Source organism: Actinokineospora lacus, assembly GCF_053813445.1.
In genome coordinates this window covers 395,967-415,973 of sequence record NZ_JBQERA010000005.1, presented here as the reverse complement: position 1 = coordinate 415,973, position 20,007 = coordinate 395,967, and the positions used below count along the sequence as shown (strand labels likewise).

Below are 20,007 nucleotides of genomic sequence, written 5' to 3'. Positions count from 1 at the left end.
TCGCGCCACTGGACAACCCGCGCCAGCCACCCATCACGATCGGGGCATCACAACATTGGACGAATCCGGCGAAAGGAACGTCAAAGTGTCAGGCGCAAGCACGTCAAAGTCCCACCGTGCCGCGATACCGACTTCCTTGGATACTCCTTCGGCTTGAAGTGCTTCATCAGCGCGTCGATTTGCTCACCGGGCGGCACGGCAAGGAGGAATGCGGCCAGACCGCTGGTGAAAGGCATGTCGCCGAGGTGGTGCTGGAAATGTGCCGGGGACCGGTCGTCCTCTGGCAACGCCAGGCGCACGAGTCCTTGGAAGAAGGCGTCAGGGAACTCGGAGCCAGCCTCTTGTAGTCACGCGGCGAGGCTGTGCCCGAGCCGCGCTCCATCACACCCCGGTCGCAAGTGGGCAGTGGGGGCTTGACGGAGGCGCGGCTTGGTGGTGCCCCGGCCGGTGCTCACATGCGTTCAGGCGCTTGGATGCCCAGCAGCTCCAGGCCCGCGGTGAGCACGCTCGAGCACAGGGCCGCCAGGGCCAGGCGGGACTGGCGGACGTGCTCGGGGTTGTCCGAGCGCAGGATTGGGCAGCTCTCGTAGAACGCGGTGAAGGCGCTGGCGGTCTCGAACAGGTAGTGGCACAGCTTGTGCGGGGCGAAGCCCTCGGCGGCGGCGTCGATGGCGGCCGGGAACTGGGCGATGCGCAGCGCGAGGGCGCGCTCGGCCGGGGCGTCCAGCGCGATCGGCGTGCCGGGGGCGGGGTGCGCGCCCGCCTTGCGCAGCATGGACTGGATACGGGCGTTGGCGTACTGCAGGTACACCGAGGTGTTGCCGTCGGTGGCCAGCATCCGCTCCCAGGTGAAGACATAGTCCTTCTCCCGGTCACCGCACAGGTCGGCGTACTTCACCGCGCCGATGCCGACGGCCTTGGCCACCTCGGCCTGAGTCGCGGTGTCCAGTTCGGATCGCTCGCCGACCACCGCCGCGGCCTGCTGCACCGACTCGGTGAGCAGGTCGAGGAGCTTGATGGACTCCCCCGACCGGGTGCGGATGGTCTTGCCGTCCTCGCCGAGGATCGCGCCGAAGCCGATGTGGGTGGTGGTGACGCCCTCGGGGAGGTACCCCGCCATGCGCGCGGCGGCGAAGAGGATCTGGAAGTGCTGGGACTGCGGGGTTCCCACCACGTAGAGCAGGTCGGTGACGCCCCGCTCCCGCACCCAGTACCGGATGGTCGCCATGTCTGTGGCGTGGTAGCCGTAGCCGCCGTCGCGCTTGCGCAGGATCAGCGGCAGCGGGTCGCCGTCGCGGTTGGTGAAGCCGGGCGGGAACACGCACACCGCGCCGTCGCTGACCCGGGTGATGCCGAGCGCCTCAAGTTCGGTGACCGTCTCGTCCAGATACGGGTTGTAGAAGCTCTCGCCGTAGATGTCGTCCTTGGACAGCTGGATGCCGAGCAGGTCGTAAACGCCCTGCAGGTGCTTGGCCGACTCGTCGACGAGCTGGCGCCACAGCGCCAGGGTGGTCTCGTCGCCGCCCTGCAGCGCCACCACGCGCCGCCGGGACCGGTCGGCGAAGGACTCGTCGGCGTCGAACTTCTTGCGGGCCTCGCGGTAGAAGGCGTTGAGGTCGCTGATGTCGTGCTCGGCCGAGGAGCCCTCATCGATCAGGTGCTCAATGAGCATGCCGAACGGGGTGCCCCAGTCGCCGAGGTGGTTGTGCGGGATGACCTCGTGCCCGGCGAAACGCAGCACGCGCAGCACGGCGTCGCCGATGATGGTCGAGCGGATGTGGCCGACGTGCATCTCCTTGGCCACGTTGGGGCTGGAGTAGTCCAGCGCGTAGCGGCGGGGGTGGGCCGTGGGCACCACGCCCAGCCGGGCGTCGCCGGAGAGCCCGGTGACCAGCCCGGCGAGCCAGTCCCCGCGCAGCACGATGTTGATGAACCCGGGGCCCGCGATCTCCGTCGACTCGACGAGGTCCGCCGAGCCCAGCGCGGACACGATCGCGGTGGCGACCTCGCGCGGGGGCTTGCCGACCTTCTTGGCCAGGCTCATGGCGATGTTGCACTGGTAGTCGACACCCGCTCGGGTGGACGGTCGGACCAGCGCCTCGGCGGGGGTGACGCGCACCCCGAGCGTGGCGGCGAGCGCCTGCGCCACCCGCTCCCCGATGACCAGCGCGATGTCTCCGACCGGCATTTATCCGCCTCTCCCTGGGATCTCACGAGATGGAAGTGCATTGTCCCAGTCGCGGCGGCGGCGGCGACGCGAGGGCCGCCTGCCCCGGGGGGCAGCGGCACGCGCTGCCCGGCAGCGACCCGCGGGCAGTCCCCGCAGTCCTTGTCCACCGCCGTGGTACGAGGCACGGTCGTGGTAGTGGGCGCAGTGGTGCTCGTGGGAGCCCGGGTAGCGGTGGGCCGGGATGTCGTGGTGTCCGGAGGAGTGCTGGAGAGGTCCGCGGAGTCCCCGCACCCGGCGAGGAGGACCAGCATCGTCGCGGTGATCAGGGTGCGGCGCATGTGACCCAGGCTCCCAGGCCACGCGGGCTGCTCGCGGGCGTTGACCTCATCCTGCCAACCCTGGTCATCGATCGGAGCGCGGCCCGTTCGGTGGGACGGTGACAGGGACCTCGCCGCCCAGCACGGCGCCGTCGAGCAAGTGGAGGTCGGCGCCGCTCCAGAAGCGGCCGGGGTCGTAGGAGTGGGGGCGTTCACCCGAGGGCAGCAAACCCATCGCCTCGTAGGTCAGCGCGACCACCTCGGCGCAGTACGCGCTCTCCACCGAGGTGGGGGCCGCCTCCTGCCAGCGGGTGCGGGGGACGCGGCCTTTCGCCCAGCGGCCGGCGAGACGGGCGGTCGAGGGGAACGGGGTGCCGTCGTAGCGGGCGATGACCTTCAGCACGGCGTCCTCCTGCTCGGCGGTCACCGGTGTGGTGAGCTGCCGCAGCCAGGCGCGCTGCCCGTAGCGGGTGGCCCAGACGACGACGGCGTCGCGCAGGTCGTGCAGCTGCACGCCGCGTTGGTGCTGCCCCGTCCACACGTCGGGCAGGGAACGCCCGAGTTCGGCGTGCCACATCAGCGGCGGCATGTCCTCCAGCACGACGGCCATGCCGACGTGGTTGACCGGCGCGTTGGTCAGCGTCTGGATGGCCCGGTCGGGCAGCGAGCGGCCGCGGAAGAGCCAGATGTCCCCCGTGCGGGTGAGGTCGACGGCCTCGTCGAGATCGAGCATCCCCTCAGCCTAGGGCGGTTAAGCTGGGCGGATGCGACAGGTGTGGAAGTTCCTGGGATTGGCGGGCGTGGTCGGCGTCGCCGCGAGTGGGGTCGCCGTCGTCCGCGCCGAACGCCAGCGGCGGGCCTACACCCCCGACCAGATCCGCGACCGCCTCCGCGAGCGGGTCGACGAAGCCGAACGCCGCCCACCCTCCCGTTGAGCGAAGACACGGTGTCCGGGCTCTGGATCAGGGCCCGCTCGGCAGCCTCACCGCCCCGAGCGTCGTCGCACTCGGATGAGTAGTTCTCCGCTGTCGGCCGGGCGGGCGCCGACCTACCGTCGGGTCATGGGAACTGGAAAGCCGAGCATGGCGGGCGCGGTGCTGGCCGCCCTGGCGATCGTGGTGCCTGCCGGGCTGGTGGCGGTCTTCGTAGCCTTCATCGGCGGCATGGAGGGCTTCGCCGCCGCGGACGGCGGGCGGCCGTCGAGCGCGGGCGGGTACTTCCTCGCCGCGGCCGTCATCGCCGGGCTGGGGCTGGCCGCCGGAATCACGATCGTGGTCCGTCAGTCCCGGCGGTCCTCATCGAGGAAGCGCGCGACACCGCGATAAGCGCACCGTTGCTGGAGGCGCCCGCAGAGGTGGTTGTGGCGGCTTGACGTGGTGGCGGACTCGTCCCGGCGACGCGACTCAGCCGGTCGATACCGGCGCGGGGCGGGGCACCGGTGCCGTGGTGCGCCACCAGCGGCGTGACGCCAGCCCGGCCAGCACGGTGCCTGCCGCGTTGACCAGGACGTCATCCACGGACGACACCCGGTCCAGCTGGAAGACGTACTGCGCGGTTTCGACCAGGAGCGAGCAGCCCGCCCCGAGCGCCAGGAGCCGCGGCACGGACGCCGGCGGCGCGAACCGCATCGGGGCGAAGAACCCCAGCGCCGCGAAAATCAGCAGGTTGCCGACGATCCCGAGCGGTCCCATTGTGACCAGGTCTTGCAGCGGGACCAGACTCACCCGGCCAGGGACGATGCCCGCCCCGGAACCGGGCATCAGGGTCAGCCACACCAACGGCACCGTCCCGTAGACCATGCCCACCTCGGCCAGCGACATCCGCCACGCCGAGGTGCCCGCCGCACGCCGCCTGCGCGCCAGCCCCCACACCACCAGAGCGGCCAGCGGCAGACCGACCAGCATCACGAGCAGCACACCGTTCACCGTGCCCAAGCACCCGTGCCACCGCCCTGCCATGCACGCCGGAGCGGCCATCAGCAGCGGCCGCCGCACGACGACCACCGCGCACGCCAGACCAAGGATCACCAGCCCGACAAGCACGAACCTGCGCGTGCGACGGTGCGGTGGAGACGGGGATGAGCTGTGGTTCACGCCCCCAATTAGAGACGGAGGGTTGTTGCGACGGCATATCTGGTTCTCGATACGTCCGCGATACACAGGTGACCGAGGGGCCGGGCAAGACCACATGCCTCGCCCTGGCCGGACAACGGTCGCGGCGCGTGCCCGGCAGGACGGGCCCTGTGCCTGCGGCGGGGTGCCGCAGGCACAGGGCCCGCTGGTTATGCGTTCGCGCTGTCGGTCAGCAGGTGCAGACGCCGCCGTTGTTGACACCGGCTACGCCGTTGGGGCCTGCGTTGCCACTGAGTCCGTTGACCACGCTGGCGCCTGCTTCGACGGTGCCGGTGTTGCCGAGGCCGCCCGCGCCCGCGGCGCCGCCGAGGCCGCCTGCGCCGCCGGGAGCACTGCACCCGGTGCCACCGGCGCCGCCAGCGCCGCCGTTGCCGCCCTTGCCGCCGGTGACGGTGATGACGTCGTTGCCGTTCTCACCGTTGACCGCCCCGGAGTTGCCGATACCACCGGAACCGCCCGCGCCACCGACACCACCGGCACCGCCAGGCTGGGTGGCGCTGATGCCGTTGCCGCCCTTGCCTCCGACACCGCCGGCGCCGCCGACGCCGCCGTTGGCCTTGAGGGTGTCCACACCGCCGCCGCCGTTGACGGTCCCGGAGTTGCCGATACCGCCCGCTCCGCCCGCTCCGCCGACGCCACCGGCGCCGCCGCCGCTGCCGCAGCCGCCGACACCGCCCGCGGCGCCGACGCCTCCCGCGCCACCGGTGGTGGTGATGGTGTCAAGGCCGGGACCGGCGACGGTGCCGCCGTTGATGGTCCCCGAGTTCCCGGTTCCGCCGACGCCCGCGGCGCCGCCGATACCGCCTGCTCCCGCGCCGCCCGCGGTGGCGCCGCCGTTGCCGCCGAGCGCGCCGGGCCCGCCGTTGCCGCCCTTGCCCCCGGTGGAGCTGACGGTGTCGTTGCCCGCGTCACCGAAGATGGTGCCCGCGTTGCCGACACCGCCGACCCCGGCCACGCCGCCGTTGCCACCGGCGCCTCCGGCGCCGCTGCCGAGCCCGAGCCCGCCAGTCCCGCCGCCGCCGCCGTTGCCGCCCACACCGCCGGTGATGGTGACGCTGTCCGTGCCCGCGCCACCGTCGACGATGCCGGTGCTGCCGACGCCCGCGCCGCCGCTGGTGCCGACGCCGCCGTTGCCACCGGCACTTCCTGCCGGGGTGCCCACGGTGCCGTTGCTACCGGGTGCGCCGGTCGAGCCCGCACCGCCCGCGACGCCGGTGATGATGATCGTGTCGTTGCCGCCGAGGGCGTTGACGGTGCCGTTGACGGCGCCCCCGGTGATGGTGATGGTGTTGGCGTTCGCGGTGCCGTTCAAGACGTCACCGGCGGGAATCCCGGCGGTGCAGACGAAGTTCTCGCCGGTCTGGGTGCACCCGACGGGGTTGGCCAGGGCCGTGCCGGGGGCCACCAGGGCGAACCCGGCCACCGTGCCCAAGCCGATCATGGCCCGGCCGAGTCGGCCTGCCGTGCTGGCACGCGCTGTCGATTTCATGGTTGGTCTCCACCCGTGGGGTGGGCCCGAGCCGATGCCGCGGACCCGCGGGGCAATCCGGGTGACCGCGGTCTGGCGTCACTTCTCCGGCGCTACTGGAATGAGTGCACCGAATCCTGATAATTACCTCTGCGACCTACACTCCACCCATTTTCGACGAAACGGAAGAGGTACCGATGCCAGCCACCCTAATGCGAAAATTTTCCCCTCAATGCGACAAAATCCGACCCTCCCGCATTTTGAGACCCACTGCGGGTGGTCGGACAGTCGACTGCCGTGGCACAACATTTGAAATCGGAACCACCCGCGCGACGTGCCAGCAGCCGGAAGGATGCGTGTGCAGGTGACAGCATGATCCGGGCGGTTTGGCGTCGTTCATCGCAAAAGGACTTCGGTTTGCCATTCACCTTCGTAGTCGATACAGAGGTGGCGCCTCCCCGGGTACAGGGGAACGACCCTCAACGTACACCCTCGACCGATTGCTCGGCGTCGAATTCGCCCGAATGGCCGCATGTGCCCGACTTTTCGGCGAACGTCGAACGCAATTCCGACGCGGTCGTCCGCGAGGCGCCACGCGCCGGTGACGCCTCATGCCATGCACCGTGATCGTTCGAACTCCAAAAAAAGGGGGATAAAGTGCGAAAATCGACAGCTTTATCCGATTCTGGCCGACGAAGGCGACCGACGACCCTGCCACTGGCGGGCTGGGCCGATCCCCTGCGTCGGGCGCCGACCGGTTCAGCGTGAACTTGCGATAATCTGGTTAGCGCTCACATCGACCCTGCGATAGCCAGACCCTTGACGACGATCACTAGTGCTGCCTAACGTGTTGGCGTTAACAATCGGTGGCTGGTTCAAAAGTTTCGACTTCTGCGAATCGCCAGGCCGCGGTGGCGGGGCCACCACGCGGCTGTGTTCCCTGCTGGAGGGTCGCCGTGAAACGCCGCGTGTCGCTGTTATGCGCTGCCATGGTCTTCGCTGCCGCCTGCTCGCCTGGGACGGGCGGGCAGGGAGGCGGTGGGGACGGCAAGTCGTTCGAGTTCTGGTCTTTCAGCGGTATCAACCAGAAGGCGTCGGTCGACGCCTATCGGCAGGCGCATCCGGACGTGACGGTGAAGCTGACCGAGGTGGGCACGACCGTGGAGACGGCCCAGGCGCTGACCACCGCGCTGGCGGGCGGCAAGGTTCCCGACCTCGTGCTGATCCAGGGTGACGACCTGCCGAAGTTCGTGCAGCAGCCCCAGAACTTCGTCGACCTGCGCACCTTGGGCGCCGACGCGATCACCGGCGACTACCTCGACTGGGTGATCCGGCAGAGCGCCGCCAAGGACGGCGAGGTGTTGGGCATCCCCACCGACGTGGGCGGCATGGCCGTCGCGTACCGCACCGACCTGTTCGCCGACGCGGGTCTGCCCACCGACCGGGACGAGGTGAGCGCGCTCTGGCCGACGTGGGAGGAGTTCATCGAGACCGGCAAGCGCTACAAGCGGGCCACCGGCAAGGCGTTCATCGACAACGCGGCGACCAGCGTCTTCTACCAGGCGGTCAACCAGGGCACCCAGAAGTACTACGACGAGAACCGCGACCCGGTCTACGACACCAACCCCCAGGTCAGGTCGGCGTTCGACCTGGGCATCAAGGCGGCGACGTCGGGCATCACGGCCGGGAAGACATCGTTCGAGAACGCGTGGAGCGCGGGCATGGCGCAGGGGGACTTCGCCGTCGTCGCCGCGCCGTCGTGGATGCTCAACGCGATCCGCAGCAACGCCCCCGACACCACGGGCAAGTGGGACATCGCGCGCATCCCCGGCGGTTCCGGGAACTGGGGCGGCAGCTACCTGGCCATCCCCAAGCGGGCACAGAACCCGCAGGCGGCCTGGGACTACATCAAGGAGATGCAGTCCCCCCAGGGCCAGCTGGAGCACTTCGCCCGTTCCGGCGCCCTGCCGTCGACGCCGTCGGTCTACACCGACGAGCGGCTCGCCTCGGCGGAGGACCCGTTCTTCTCCGACGCGCCGACCGGCAAGATCTTCACCGACTCGCTGCTGAAGCTCGAGCCGTTCCACATCGGCCCGGACAGCTCCACCATCGGCCAGGAGTTCCTCAACGCCATCACCAACGTCGAACAGGCCGACGGCGACCCGGACACGGCCTGGGACGACGCGGTGCGCAACATCAAAACCGCCATCGGCGGCTGAGCCGTGGCGGGCACCCTCGCCCCGGTGCGCCCGGCCGCTCCGTCGGGCACGTCGGGCACCCGGCGGCTGGGCGAGCGCTTGGCGCCCTACGCCTACATCGCCCCGTTCTTCGTCCTGTTCACCGTGTTCGGGCTCATCCCGTTCGCCTTCACCTTCTACGTCGCGCTGTTCGACTGGAACCCCATCGGCGACCGCGAGTTCATCGGGGCCGACAACTTCACCCGCATGTTCGCCGACCCCCGGTTCTGGAACGCGGCGGGCAACACCCTGAGCATCTGGGCGCTGTCGACGATCCCGCAGCTGCTGCTCGCGCTGGGGCTGGCGCACGTGCTCAACCACGCCCGCCTGCGGTTCGCGCTGTTCTTCCGCATGTCGATGCTGATCCCCTACGTCACCTCGGTGGCCGCCACGGCGATCGTGTTCGCGCAGCTGTTCGACCGGGACTACGGCCTGCTCAACTGGCTGCTCGGCCTCTTCGGCGTGGAGCCGATCGACTTCGTGCAGTCCACGTGGGGCAGTCACGTCCTCATCGCCACGATGGTGACCTGGCGGTGGTTCGGGTACACGACCCTGCTCTACCTCGCGTCGCTGCAGGCGGTGCCGCGCTCGGTCTTCGAGGCCGCGGCCATCGACGGCGCGGGCCCGTGGCAGCGATTCCGCCACATCACCGTCCCCGCGCTGCGGCCGGTGATCATCTTCACCGTGGTCACCTCGACCATCGGCGGCCTGCAGATCTTCACCGAGCCCCTGCTCATCGCCACGGGAGCGCCGTTGACCTGCGGTGCTGTGCGGCAGTGCCAGACGCTGACGCTGTTCCTGTACGAGCAGGGTTTCGGGCAGTTCGAGTTCGGCTACGGCTCGGCGGTCGGCGTCGCGCTCTTCGTCATGGTCGTGGCCATCGCCCTCGTCAACTACCTGCTGTCCGCGCGCATCAGGACGGACCGATGACGCGTCACCGCCACCCCGGCCGGGTCCGCTGGTGGACCTACCTGCTGCTCGTGCTGGCCACCGCCGCGTGCCTGTTCCCGCTGTACTGGATGTTCGTCGTCGCCACGACGGACACCGCGACCGCGACCCGGATGCCACCGGAGGTCGTCCCCGGCGACAACTTCCTCCACCTCGCGGGACTGGTGCTCGACACCGTGCCTTTCCTGCAATCGCTGCTCAACAGCGCGTTCGTGGCCACGGCGATCGGTGTGGGGCAGGCGGTGCTGTGCGCGCTGGCCGGTTTCGCCTTCGCCAAACTGAGCTTCCGCGGCCGCGACGTCCTGTTCGTGGTCGTCCTGCTCACGATGACCGTGCCCACCCAGCTGTCGGTGATCCCGCAGTACATGATCATGTCGTCGCTGGGCTGGGTGGACACGATGCAGGCCCTGATCGTGCCCGGCATGGCCAGCGCGTTCGGCATCTTCTGGATGCGCCAGCACATCAGCGCCACCATCGACGACGAGCTGATGCGGGCCGCCCGGGTGGACGGCGCGGGCACCTGGCAGGTCTTCTGGCGCATCGCGTTCCCGATCGTTCGCCCGGCGGCGTTCGTGCTCGGGCTGTTCGGGTTCGTGACCGCGTGGAACGACTTCCTGTGGCCGTTCATCGTGCTCAAGTCCCCGGAGCGCTACACCGCCCAAATCGCGATCAAGGCCCTGCAGAACAGCTACGACGTCGACCTCGGCCTGGCCATGTCCGGGTCGTTCCTGGCCACCATCCCGCTGGTCATCCTGTTCGTCCTCGTCGGACGGCGCATGGTCGCGGGCATCCTCGACGGCGCGTTCAAGGGCTGACGCCGTCCCGAGACAACCCCTGGAGCGACAGAACCGTGCCCGACTGGTCTTTCGACAACCCCGTCATCCCCGGGCTCCACCCCGACCCCAGCGTGTGCCGGGTCGGCGAGGACTACTACCTGGTGTGCAGCAGCTTCGAGTACTTCCCCGGAGTGCCGATCTTCCACAGCGGGGACCTGGTGCACTGGCGCCAGGTAGGCAACGTCCTCGACCGGCCCGCGCAGCTCCCGCTGCCCGCCGACTCGCCCGCGTCCGGCGGCATCTACGCCCCCACGATCCGCCACCACGACGGCCGGTTCTACGTGATCACGACCAACGTCGACGGTGGCGGCAACTTCATCGTCACCGCCGAGCGGCCGGAAGGGCCCTGGTCGGACCCCGTGTGGATCGACCTCCCCGGCATCGACCCCGACCTGGCGTGGGACGAGGACGGCTCCTGCTGGAGCGCCGTCCACGGCGTCCAGATCGCGCGTGTCGACCCCGATTCCGGGACGGTGCTGGAGGGGCCGCTGCCCGCCTGGCCGGGGACCGGTCTGCAGTGGCCCGAGGCGCCCCACCTGTACCGCGTCGGCGAGTGGTGGTACCTGCTGATCGCCGAGGGCGGCACCGAGCGCGGCCACACCGTCGCCGTCGCGCGCGCCCGCTCACCCCGCGGCCCCTGGGAGCCCGCGCCGACCAACCCGATCCTGACCCACCGCAGCACCGACCACCCGGTCCAGAGCACCGGCCACGCCGACCTCGTCACCACACCGGACGGGCAGTGGTGGATGGTGCTGCTGGGCACCCGCCCGCGGGGGTACAGCCCGATGTTCCACGTGCTGGGCCGCGAGACCTTCCTCGCCCCGGTGCGCTGGGTGGACGGCTGGCCGCGGGTCGGGCCGGTCACCCTCCGGGAACGGGCGCCCGGCCGCCCGCGGCCGGTGGCGGCGACCCCGGACCGGGACGAGTTCGACGGGACCGCGCTCGACCCCCGGTGGATCTCGCCGCGCTCGCGCCCGGACGGCTCCTGGTCGCTCACGGAGCGGCCGGGCTGGCTGGCGCTGCACGCCACCGGCCCGACGCTCGACCACCCCGGCCACACCTTCATCGGCCGCCGCCAGCGGTACCCCGAGTCCCGGACGGCCATCCGCGTGGACCCGGGCGCGGGCCGCGCCGGACTGTCGGTGCGCCTGGACGAGGCCCACCACTACGACCTGGAGATCGCGGACGGACGGGCCAGCGTCATCGCCCGCATCGGCCCGCTGCGCCAGAGCGTGGCCATCCGCCCCGTCCCCGCGGGCCCGCTGACCGTGTCCATCACCACCGCACCGGTCCGGCTGCGCGCCCCCGACCCCTCGGAGCCGACGGGCCTGCACGAGTGCGCGCCCGACTACCTCGCCTTCCACGTCGACGGCTACCAGGAGCCGATCGCCGAACTCGACGGCAGGTACCTCTCCACCGAGGTGGCCACCGGCTTCACCGGCCGCGTCATCGGCATGTACGTCACCGAGGGCACCGCGTGGTTCGACTGGTTCAGCCACGAGCCCTGGACCTCGGAGAGCGAAACCCTCACGTAGGGCACGACAGAACCGGGCGTGGCCATGGGGAAGGGGGAGACATGATGGATCAGGTCTCCCCCTTCCCCATGGCGCGGACGAACCCCCGCTGACGAACCGCTATGGGGTGGTGAGGTCGAACCGGCGGACTGTCACCGCGCCACCGAGGGACTGGGTGGCGTGGTTGAAGATGCCGTAGCGGTAGCCCATGAAGAACTGCCAGGCGTTGTTGAGGGTGAACGCGGGCCCGAGGGCCGTGAAGTTGGTGCCGTCGGTGCTGTAGGAGAACCTGGCCTGCCGGTTCGAGCCGGGCCGGATGTCGGCGTTCACCCGCAGCCAGATCCGGCCGCCGGAGACCGCCGTGCCCGCGGCCTCGGAGCCGGTGCCGGTCGTGCGCCAGCTGCTGTCCATGGTGAGGCCGTTGGTCATCACCACCCTGGTCGAGCCCGCCTCGCGCTTGACCCCGATCCACGCCGAGGACTGCCGCAGCATCGCCAGCCCGGCGCGGTCGCCGTCGCGCATCGTGGAGTAGTCCAGCTCGATGGTGGCCGTGGAGGTCGGGCCCTGGATGCGGTGGGTCAGGGTGTTGCGGGCGGCGTACAGGTCGTTGGTGACCGTGGCGGTCTGCAGCCGCAGCCCGTTGTTGACCGAGTACCGGCTGGTGTCGGGGTCGTGGTTCCACTCCCACTGCGGCCCCAGCGAGGTGCCCGCGAACGTGTCGGTGCCGGTTAGCGGCTTGACGGTCCTCGGTGGCTTGGGCACGTTCGGGTACGGGTAGTTGACGCCCCAGCCGCCGTTGACGGTCTGCACGACCGGCCAGCCGTCAGCCGTCCACGTGATCGGCGCGAGCGCGGGCACCCGGCCGCCGGGGTAGGCGTCGACGAAGGCCATGTAGTGCCACTGCCCGTTCTGGGTCTGCACGAGGCTGCCCTGGTGGGGCACTCCCCCGCCGGGGATCGGGCTGGGCATGTCCAGCAGGACCTGGCGCATCGAGTACGGGCCGAACGGGCCGCTGTCGGACTTGAGCACGTACTGGCCGTTGGCCGGGCGGGTGAGCCAGATGTAGTAGCTGCCGTTGCGCTTGTAGAAGCGGGCCCCTTCGAGGGTGCCCACGCTCGACGGGGTCTGGAAGACCTGCTGGGCGCGGACCTGCGAGCGTCCGTCTGCGGACAGCTGGGCCACGCTGATCGTGGTGTTGCCGTAGGCGACGTACATGGTGTCGTTGTCGTCGACGAGCATTCCCGCGTCGTAGTAGCAGTTGTCGATCTGGGCGTGCTTGCTCCACGTGCCGTCGACGGCGGACGCGGTGTAGATGTGGGTGTCGTTGAAGTCGATGCAGCCCGCCCAGTAGTAGGTGCGGTTGCTCGGCCGGTACTGCAGGGTCGAGGCCCAGATGCCGTTGACGTACGCCCGCTGCCCGTTCGTCAGGTCGTACTTCGTCCCGAAGTCCAGTGACGGCACCGCGTGCCCGGCGAACTCCCAGTTGACGAGGTCGTAGGAGCGCAGGATCGGCGCGCCGGGCGAGTAGTGCATTGTGGAGGATGTCAGGTAGTAGGTGTCGCCGACCCTGATCACCTCCACGTCGGCGAAGTCCTGCCAGACGACGGGGTTGGTGTAAGGGCTCGACGGCGGCCAGTCCCCCGGCTGCTGTGGCGTGGTGGTCGGCTGGCTGCCGACGCGCACCAGCTGCCACTGCTGGTTGCCGCCACCCCAGTCGTCGTACTGCACGATGTTCGCTCCGTCGGCGGTGGACGCGTTCTGCACCTCGACGGCCTTCCCCGAGTGGCGGCTGATCAGTCGCACATGGCCGTCGGTGGAGTCGGCCAGCCGGAACTGTTGGTTGGTGCCGTTGGTGTCAGCCCACTGCACGATCGCGCCGCCGTTCGCGGTCGACCAATTGTGGACATCCAGCACCTTGCCCGAATGCCGCGACCTCAACCGGTAGTAGCCGCCACCCGAGTCCACGAACTGCCACTGCTGCCAATTGCCGTCGTTACGCGACCACTGCGTTATCCGCGCACCATCGTTCGTCGCCTGGTTGTAGAGATCCAATGCCTTGCCACTGTTGCGATTGACCAACACGTACCACGCGCTGGTGTCCACCGACGCCGCCGACGACGGCGCGGTGCCCGCGATCATCAGGCTCCCGATCAGGGCGGAGACCACGGCCACGGCCAGCGCCCCCCATCGTTGTCGCCTGGTCCGCGGGGAAGTCCTCGTGCCGACCATGAGCACACTCCTTGTGAATGAGGTTCGGTCAGCCGACGCGGACCAGTTGCCACTGCTGGTTGTTGCCGCCCCAGTCGTCGTACTGCACGACGTTGCCCCCGTCCGCGGTGGACGCTCCCTGCACCTCCACTGCCTTCCCGGAGTGGCGGCTGACCAGCTTGGCGTAGCCATTGGTCACGGTGACCCGGAACTGCTGGTTGGTGCCGTTGGTGTCAGCCCACTGCACGATCGCGCCGCCGTTCGCGGTCGACCAGTTGTGGACATCCAGCACCTTGCCCGAATGCCGCGACCTCAACCGGTAGTAGCCGCCACCCGAGTCCACGAACTGCCACTGCTGCCAATTGCCGTCATTGCGCGACCACTGCGTTATCCGCGCACCATCATTGGTGGCCAAGTTGTACAGATCCAAAGCCTTGCCACTGTTGCGGTTCACCAGCACGTACCACGCGGTGGTGTCGATGTCGCCCGGCGGCGGGTCGCCACCCTCGTTGAGGGCGTTGAGCACGGCGGTGTAGGCGGGCTTCTTGTTGCCCGAACTGTCGAACAGCAGCGGGTTCTGCCCGGTTCGCCAGGAGTCGCTGTCGCGGATGCCCCACACGGTGATGCCGGTGCAGCGCGCCACGGCGAGGCAGGAGCGGGTGACGCTGGCGAACACGGTGGCCTGGTTGGAACCGGAGATGTCCAGCTCGGTGATCTGCACGTCCACGCCGAGATCGGCGAAGCGCTGCAGGTTCTGCTGGTAGTCGCCGGCCACCGAGTTGCTCAGGTGGGACTGGAAGCCGACGCAGTCGATCGGCACGCCCCGGGCCTTGAAGTCCCGGACCATGTTGTAGATGCCGGTGGACTTCGCGTTGATCCCGTCGGTGTTGTAGTCGTTGTAGCAGAGCTTCGCGCCGGGGTCGGCCGCTCGGGCGGCGCGGAAGGCCGCCTCGATCCAGTCGTTGCCGGTGCGCTGCAGGTTCGAGTCGCGGCGGCCGCCGCCGCTGCCGTCGGCGAAGGCCTCGTTGACGACGTCCCAGGAATGGATCTTGCCGCGGTAGTAGGACGCCACCCTGGTGACGTGGTTCATCATCGCCGAGCGCAGCGCGGTGCCGCTCATGTTCTGCGACCAGCCCGGCTGCTGCGCGTGCCACAGCAGGGCGTGCCCGCGGACCTTCATCCCGCGCGAGAGCGCGTGGTTGGCGATCCGGTCGCCGTTGCCGAAGGTGAAGTTCCCCTGGGACGGTTCGGTGGCGTCCCACTTCATCTCGTTCTCGGCGGTGACGCTGTCGAACTCGCGGTTGAGGATGGTGGTGTAGACGCTGTCGCTGAGCCTGCCCGCCGCGACCGCGGTGCCGAAGTAGCGCCCGCGCTCGGCTGCCGAGGTGGCCAGCGTGCTGCCCGCGGCGGCGGTGCCGGTGAGCGCCACGGTGATGCCCGCGACGAAGGAGCCGACGGCCATCACCGCTGTCGCTGCTCTGAGCCGCCGTCGTAGCCGTCCGTCGATGTGACTGGTCGCTGATCGCGCCATGTGCGTGTCCACGCTTCCAGGAGGAGGGGGGTCCGCACACCGGGCAGTGTCCGATCGGGTGACCGGCGCGGAATGTTAGCGCTAACATTCCGCGCCGCGCCACAACCCCGGCATGCGGGTTTCATGAGATGCGGCAATCCCCCGGCGACGGGACGGCGGTGCGGCGCCGCGGGCGCTGCGAGGTCGCTCCATCGCTGCGCACGGCGGCCCCTCTCGCCGTCGTCGACGGTGGGGTGGCCATCCCGGCCGAAGCTGAAAGTTTCGGCCGAGTTACCAGAACTTCGTACCTCAATGTAGCCACACGTCTGTACAGCGTCAACGGATCGGTGGTGGAGCGCGTTCGACAACCAGGTCAGTTCGACTGCCAAGCCGAGAGTTTCACCGGATGCGCGGCAGCGCTGGTGTGGAGAGGGTCGCGTCCCGCGTCGATAGACTTCGGCCATGACCGACTCCACCGAATCCGCACGTGACGCCCAGGGGGTCCTCACCCTGGCGCAAATCGCGGAGCTCGCCGGGGTGTCGGCCGCCACGGTGTCGAAGGTGGTGAACGGTCACCAGGAGGTCGCCTCCGACACCAGGGCGATGGTCGAGTCCGTGATCCAGCGGCACGGGTACCGCAGGCAGAAGAGGCAGGCGAAGGCCCCGCTGCTGGAAGTCGTGTTCCACGAGATCGCCGGGCCCTACCCGGTCGCCGTGCTCAACGGGGTGGAACGGGCCGCGCGGGGACACGGGCTGTCCATCGTGCTGACCCAGCTGCAGGGCAGGCACGAGCCGGGGCGCAGCTGGACCGACACCGTGCTCACCCGCAGGCCGACCGGCGTGGTCATGGTGTTCTCCGAACTCACCGCGAGCCAGCAGGTGCAGCTGGCCAACCGCGAGATCCCCTTCGTGCTGGTCGACCCGACCGGCGAGCCCGACCACGGCGTGCCGTCGGTCGGGGCGGACAACTGGAGCGGCGGCCTCGCGGCCACCCGGCACCTGGTGGGGCTCGGCCACCGGCGCATCGCGATCATCACCGGCCTGCCGCACCTGCTCTCCGCCCGCGCCCGCATCGACGGCCACCGCGCCGCGCTCGACGAGGCCGGGCTGCCTGCCGACCCGGCACTGGTCCGGGAGGGCAGCTTCCAGATCGCGGACGGCTACCGGCAGACCAGGGCGCTGATGCGCCTGCCCGACCCGCCGACGGCGATCTTCGCCAGCAACGACGGCGAGGCCCTCGGCGTCTACCAGGCGGCGCACGCCCTCGGCCTGCGCATCCCCGACGACCTCAGCGTCGTCGGGTTCGACGACCTGCCGCCCGCGGAGATCATGATTCCGGCGCTGACGACCGTCCGCCAGCCGCTCGGCGAGATGGCCGCGACCGCGACGGAGCTGGTGGTCGAGCTGTCCAAGGGGATGCGGGCCCGCAGTCACCGGGTCGTGCTCCCCACCGAGCTGGTGGTGCGCGCGAGCACCGCGGCCCCACGGCGGCGACTCACCCTCTGACCGGCCCCCAGCGCGGTCGATGCAGGCGTCCTCCGGGACAATTGTCCACAGTGGTCCGAAGCTCTCCAGACTTGCCCGCGGGCTCCGGAGGGCGTCAAGATTGCGAAAAGCCCGCCGTCACCGCGCGCGGTGGACGGACACGGCGTAGTCGCCGTCGGCGAAGGCAACCCCCGACCAGGTCGAATACCGCTCCGCGAGAGCGAGACCGGCGGCGGCGCAGTGCTCGTCGTACTCGGCGGTGGTGTAGCCGCGGTCCAGTGAGAAGCCCGCGATGAGCACGCCGCCCGGCGCGACGTGCCGGGCGACGCCCGCGACCAGGGCGGGCTGCGTGCCCGGCCCGGTGAACAACGGAACGTTGCCCGCCATCACCACCACGTCGAACACCCGGCCGAGGTCGAGGTCGGCGAGGTCGGACTCGTGCCAGGTGATGTGCGGGGCCCGGCGCCGGGCGGTGGCCAGCATCGACGGGTCCACGTCCACCCCCACGACCTCGATCCCGTGCCGCGCCAGCTCGATCCCCACCCGCCCGGTCCCGCACCCGGCGTCGAGCACGGTGGCGGGCCGGTGATCGCGGACGAACCCGGCCTCCCCGTGCACGTCGACCCCGCTGTCGGCCAACCGGTCGAACCGTCCTTGGTAGTCCTCGCCATCCCACGTCACCGCGCCACCGTGGCACACCCAGCTCTCGCCGTCATCCCCACCAGGACCCCGAGACCGAGAAGGGCGGCGCCACGGGGTCAGCGGCGTCCTGCTCACCTGGTGCCCCCAGCCTGCCTTCGAGGCCACCGATCGCGGCTGCCCCTCAATGCCCGCGGCCACCCGGCGGTCTTCAGGGCGGCCGGTCGGTGACGAGGAGCGGGCCCAGCGCCGTCCCGGTCGGCACCGCTTCGGCCCAGGGGCCGGTCGGGGACCAGCCGCTGTTGAGGTCGAAGTGGATGGTCCGACCGGCGGGGTCGAGGTCGATCAGCACTCCCGGGCCGTCGGCGGCGGTCAGTGGCAGGCCGGTCGCCCTCGGCTGGGCCGTCATCTCCAGGAACACCCTCGGCAGCGGCTCGACCACGGCCTTGGTGCCGCCGAACAGCGGGATCGCGCACACCGGGGCGGTGCGGCCGTCCGGCGCGGACTGGGCCAGGCCCGCGCCGAACCCGGTCGTCGTCTGGTTGAGCACGGTCAGCGCGCCCGGTGCGCCCTGTGCCTCGACGCGCCCGGTGCCGGTGGCGGCGGTGACCAGCAGGGTCGCGCCGAGGTCGGCGGGGTAGGTGTTGCGGAGGGTGACCCCGTCCCCGGCCGGGGCGGTGTAGGCGGCGTAGTCGGTGTTCCACGCCAGGTCGGTGCTCATGGCGAACGTGCCGGTCTGGAACCACAGCAGCGGCACACCGCGTGGCGCGGCCCGGACCGCGACGCAGGCCAGCAGGCGGTGGCCGGAGGCGGCCAGCTGGTCGACCGTCGTGTCGTCCATGAGCACCGTGACCCGCGGCATCTACATGTCCACGGCGAAGGGGTAGTGGTAGGCGTCGCTCTTGAAGTCCAGGACGTTGTCGAGGACGAACACCGAGCTCTCGCTGGTGAGGATGTGGTCGAGGCCGTTGGCGAACGCCTGGCCCTGGTCGTCGGTGATGTAGACGCTGCTGTCGTCCCACCTGGAGAACGGGTGCGTGACCGCGCCCTGGAGCAGGTTGTTGAGCGAGCCCGCGTAGTTGAAGTCGCCGCAGACGGCGGTCGGGCTGGGCTGGTTCTGCGCCGCTCCGAGCAGGTGGTTGAGCACCGCGACCGCGCACGCCACCTGCGGGCCCCCGGTGTCGGCGTGCCAGTCGAGCACGGTCACCCCGCCGCCCGCGGCCAGGCGCAGGTCGACCCGCACGGGCGGGCGCAGGTGGTTGCCGATCGGGTCCTGGAAATTGCGCGGGTAGTAGTACCCCAGGTTGGCATGTCCACTGAAGACAGCGGTGCGGTAGAAGATGAGGTAGCCGTCGGTGCTGTTGACCCACTGCGGGTTGTTCGGGTTGTCCTGGCTGTACACCTGCAGGACGTTGTAGTACGCCGACCACCCCGGCACGGCGTTGTCCAGCGCCCGCACGAACGGGGTGGTCGGGCCGGGCGGGCCCAGGGGGACGTTCGAGTCGAGGATGCCCTGCGGGCACTCCTGCAGGCAGATGACGTCCACGCCGTGGTTCACACCCAGGCGGACGATCTTCTCCACGCGTTGCACGGGCGTGCTGGTCGGCAGCGTCCCGTGGTAGACGTTCCACGTCAGGTACACGGTCATGGCGGGCTCCTTGGTCGGACGGGGACGCCCGCGCCGGGCGGCGGACCCGGCGCGGGCGCGAGGACGTCGGGTCAGACGCGCGCGCCGTTGCCCACGGCGACCGACGCGGGCGGGTCGGCGGGCGTGCGGCCTGCCGGGACGAACGGGTCGTCGAGCACCTCGGGCGTGGCCTCGATGAGCAGCGGCACGAGGTTGGCGTTGGCCGGGACCGCCCGGCCCCACGGGGCGCCGCCCCACGACCAGCCCTGGTTGATGTCGTAGGACACCGTCCGGCTGCGCCCGCCGGTCAGGTCGACCAGGACGCCCGGGCTGTAGGCCTTCTCGATGACGGTCCCGGTGTTGACCGGCAGCGAGGAGAACATCAGCAGGACCCGCTCGATCGGGGCGATCACGTCGAGGTGGCTGCCGTACAGCGGGAACGCGCACATCGGCGTGGACTTGCCGGTGAACTGCGCCTGCGAGATGCCGCAGGTGAACGGCGTGGTCGTCAGGTTGTGAATGGAGAGCGCGCCCGCGGTCCCGCCCTGCACGACGGCGCCGGTGCCCTTGGGGCTGGTCACCTCCAGGGTGTCGCCCAGGTCGGTCAGGTAGGGGTTGGCGGCCCGGATGACACCGCCGGGGATGATGGAGCTGGTGGAGGTGTACGTCTGGTACTGGACGGTCCAGTCGACGTAGGTCTCGGTCGCGAAGTTCGTGCTCTGGAACCACACCAGCGGCGAGCCGGGCATGGTGGTGCGCACGCCCTTGAAGCCGTAGAGGACGAAGTTGGCGCTGTCGAGGGTCTCGACGGTCTCCTGGGACATATCGATCTCGATCTGGTAGTCAGCCATGGGATTCCTCCGAAAGTGTTGGAGCGGGCCACTCCTGCGGGTGAATTCGGGCCGGTCTGTTGTGT

The 20,007-nt window shown here is 70.1% G+C and carries 18 protein-coding genes; 7 read left to right on the top strand and 11 right to left on the bottom strand.

Features of this window, described 5'->3' with window-relative positions:
• Positions 1-80: 80 nt before the first annotated feature.
• The 3 genes from ACTG9Q_RS15140 to ACTG9Q_RS15130 all read right to left on the bottom strand — a co-directional run bounded on the left by ACTG9Q_RS15140 (position 81) and on the right by ACTG9Q_RS15130 (position 3,220).
• Complete coding sequence (locus tag ACTG9Q_RS15140; protein ID WP_455573401.1) at positions 81-299, bottom strand: hypothetical protein; 219 nt, start codon at positions 297-299, stop codon at positions 81-83.
• A 152-nt stretch (positions 300-451) separates the two neighbouring features.
• A complete protein-coding gene (gene argS / locus ACTG9Q_RS15135; protein ID WP_455573400.1) occupies positions 452-2,188 on the bottom strand; it encodes an arginine--tRNA ligase in 1,737 nt (578 codons plus the stop codon).
• Positions 2,189-2,572: 384 nt separating this feature from the next.
• On the bottom strand, positions 2,573-3,220 hold the full coding sequence (locus tag ACTG9Q_RS15130; RefSeq protein WP_455573399.1) for a hypothetical protein: 648 nt from the start codon (positions 3,218-3,220) through the stop codon (positions 2,573-2,575).
• Positions 3,221-3,251: 31 nt separating this feature from the next.
• On the opposite strand from ACTG9Q_RS15130, the gene ACTG9Q_RS15125 reads away from it, so the two are divergent.
• Together ACTG9Q_RS15125 and ACTG9Q_RS15120 are read left to right on the top strand one after the other, a co-directional pair.
• Positions 3,252-3,422 (top strand): hypothetical protein, encoded by a 171-nt coding sequence (locus tag ACTG9Q_RS15125; protein ID WP_455573398.1) that lies wholly within the window; start codon positions 3,252-3,254, stop codon positions 3,420-3,422.
• Between the two features lie 126 nt (positions 3,423-3,548).
• Positions 3,549-3,812, top strand: a complete 264-nt coding sequence (locus ACTG9Q_RS15120) for a hypothetical protein (protein WP_455573397.1) — start codon at positions 3,549-3,551, stop codon at positions 3,810-3,812.
• A gap of 78 nt (positions 3,813-3,890) precedes the next feature.
• Here the strand turns inward: ACTG9Q_RS15120 and ACTG9Q_RS15115 are convergent, their stop codons facing one another.
• Together ACTG9Q_RS15115 and ACTG9Q_RS15110 are read right to left on the bottom strand one after the other, a co-directional pair.
• Complete coding sequence (locus ACTG9Q_RS15115; protein WP_455573396.1) at positions 3,891-4,514, bottom strand: VanZ family protein; 624 nt, start codon at positions 4,512-4,514, stop codon at positions 3,891-3,893.
• Between the two features lie 274 nt (positions 4,515-4,788).
• On the bottom strand, positions 4,789-6,108 hold the full coding sequence (locus tag ACTG9Q_RS15110; RefSeq protein ID WP_455573395.1) for a hypothetical protein: 1,320 nt from the start codon (positions 6,106-6,108) through the stop codon (positions 4,789-4,791).
• 968 nt (positions 6,109-7,076) lie between these two features.
• Between ACTG9Q_RS15110 and ACTG9Q_RS15105 the strand changes: the two genes are divergently transcribed.
• From ACTG9Q_RS15105 to ACTG9Q_RS15090, 4 genes are read left to right on the top strand one after another with little or no spacing between them, the layout of a single operon-like run.
• Entirely contained in the window at positions 7,077-8,306 is a 1,230-nt protein-coding gene (locus ACTG9Q_RS15105) for an ABC transporter substrate-binding protein (RefSeq protein WP_455573394.1), read from the top strand.
• Between the two features lie 24 nt (positions 8,307-8,330).
• Positions 8,331-9,254 carry a carbohydrate ABC transporter permease gene (locus ACTG9Q_RS15100; protein WP_455573393.1) on the top strand — a complete coding sequence of 308 codons (924 nt, stop codon included), beginning with the start codon at positions 8,331-8,333 and terminating at the stop codon, positions 9,252-9,254.
• Positions 9,251-10,087 (top strand): carbohydrate ABC transporter permease, encoded by an 837-nt coding sequence (locus ACTG9Q_RS15095; RefSeq protein WP_455573392.1) that lies wholly within the window; start codon positions 9,251-9,253, stop codon positions 10,085-10,087. Before ACTG9Q_RS15100 ends, ACTG9Q_RS15095 begins: the two co-directional genes overlap by 4 nt.
• A 35-nt stretch (positions 10,088-10,122) precedes the next feature.
• Positions 10,123-11,643 carry a glycoside hydrolase family 43 protein gene (locus ACTG9Q_RS15090; RefSeq protein ID WP_455573391.1) on the top strand — a complete coding sequence of 507 codons (1,521 nt, stop codon included), beginning with the start codon at positions 10,123-10,125 and terminating at the stop codon, positions 11,641-11,643.
• A gap of 99 nt (positions 11,644-11,742) precedes the next feature.
• Here the strand turns inward: ACTG9Q_RS15090 and ACTG9Q_RS15085 are convergent, their stop codons facing one another.
• Both ACTG9Q_RS15085 and ACTG9Q_RS15080 read right to left on the bottom strand, forming a co-directional pair.
• Positions 11,743-13,851, bottom strand: coding sequence for a family 43 glycosylhydrolase (locus tag ACTG9Q_RS15085; protein ID WP_455573390.1), 2,109 nt, complete (start codon positions 13,849-13,851; stop codon positions 11,743-11,745).
• Between the two features lie 28 nt (positions 13,852-13,879).
• Complete coding sequence (locus tag ACTG9Q_RS15080) at positions 13,880-15,292, bottom strand: endo-1,4-beta-xylanase (RefSeq protein ID WP_455573389.1); 1,413 nt, start codon at positions 15,290-15,292, stop codon at positions 13,880-13,882.
• Positions 15,293-15,802: 510 nt separating this feature from the next.
• Between ACTG9Q_RS15080 and ACTG9Q_RS15075 the strand changes: the two genes are divergently transcribed.
• Positions 15,803-16,846, top strand: a complete 1,044-nt coding sequence (locus tag ACTG9Q_RS15075) for a LacI family DNA-binding transcriptional regulator (RefSeq protein ID WP_455573388.1) — start codon at positions 15,803-15,805, stop codon at positions 16,844-16,846.
• A gap of 117 nt (positions 16,847-16,963) precedes the next feature.
• Here the strand turns inward: ACTG9Q_RS15075 and ACTG9Q_RS15070 are convergent, their stop codons facing one another.
• The 4 genes from ACTG9Q_RS15070 to ACTG9Q_RS15055 form a co-directional block, all read right to left on the bottom strand.
• Positions 16,964-17,506, bottom strand: a complete 543-nt coding sequence (locus ACTG9Q_RS15070) for a class I SAM-dependent DNA methyltransferase (RefSeq protein ID WP_455573387.1) — start codon at positions 17,504-17,506, stop codon at positions 16,964-16,966.
• Positions 17,507-17,675: 169 nt separating this feature from the next.
• On the bottom strand, positions 17,676-18,326 hold the full coding sequence (locus tag ACTG9Q_RS15065) for a hypothetical protein (protein ID WP_455573386.1): 651 nt from the start codon (positions 18,324-18,326) through the stop codon (positions 17,676-17,678).
• The gene (locus ACTG9Q_RS15060) at positions 18,327-19,112 is read right to left on the bottom strand and encodes an endonuclease/exonuclease/phosphatase family protein (protein ID WP_455573385.1); all 786 of its coding nucleotides are present in this window, start codon (positions 19,110-19,112) and stop codon (positions 18,327-18,329) included. It abuts the gene before it with no gap.
• 71 nt (positions 19,113-19,183) lie between these two features.
• Positions 19,184-19,942 (bottom strand): hypothetical protein, encoded by a 759-nt coding sequence (locus ACTG9Q_RS15055; RefSeq protein WP_455573384.1) that lies wholly within the window; start codon positions 19,940-19,942, stop codon positions 19,184-19,186.
• Positions 19,943-20,007: the final 65 nt, after the last annotated feature.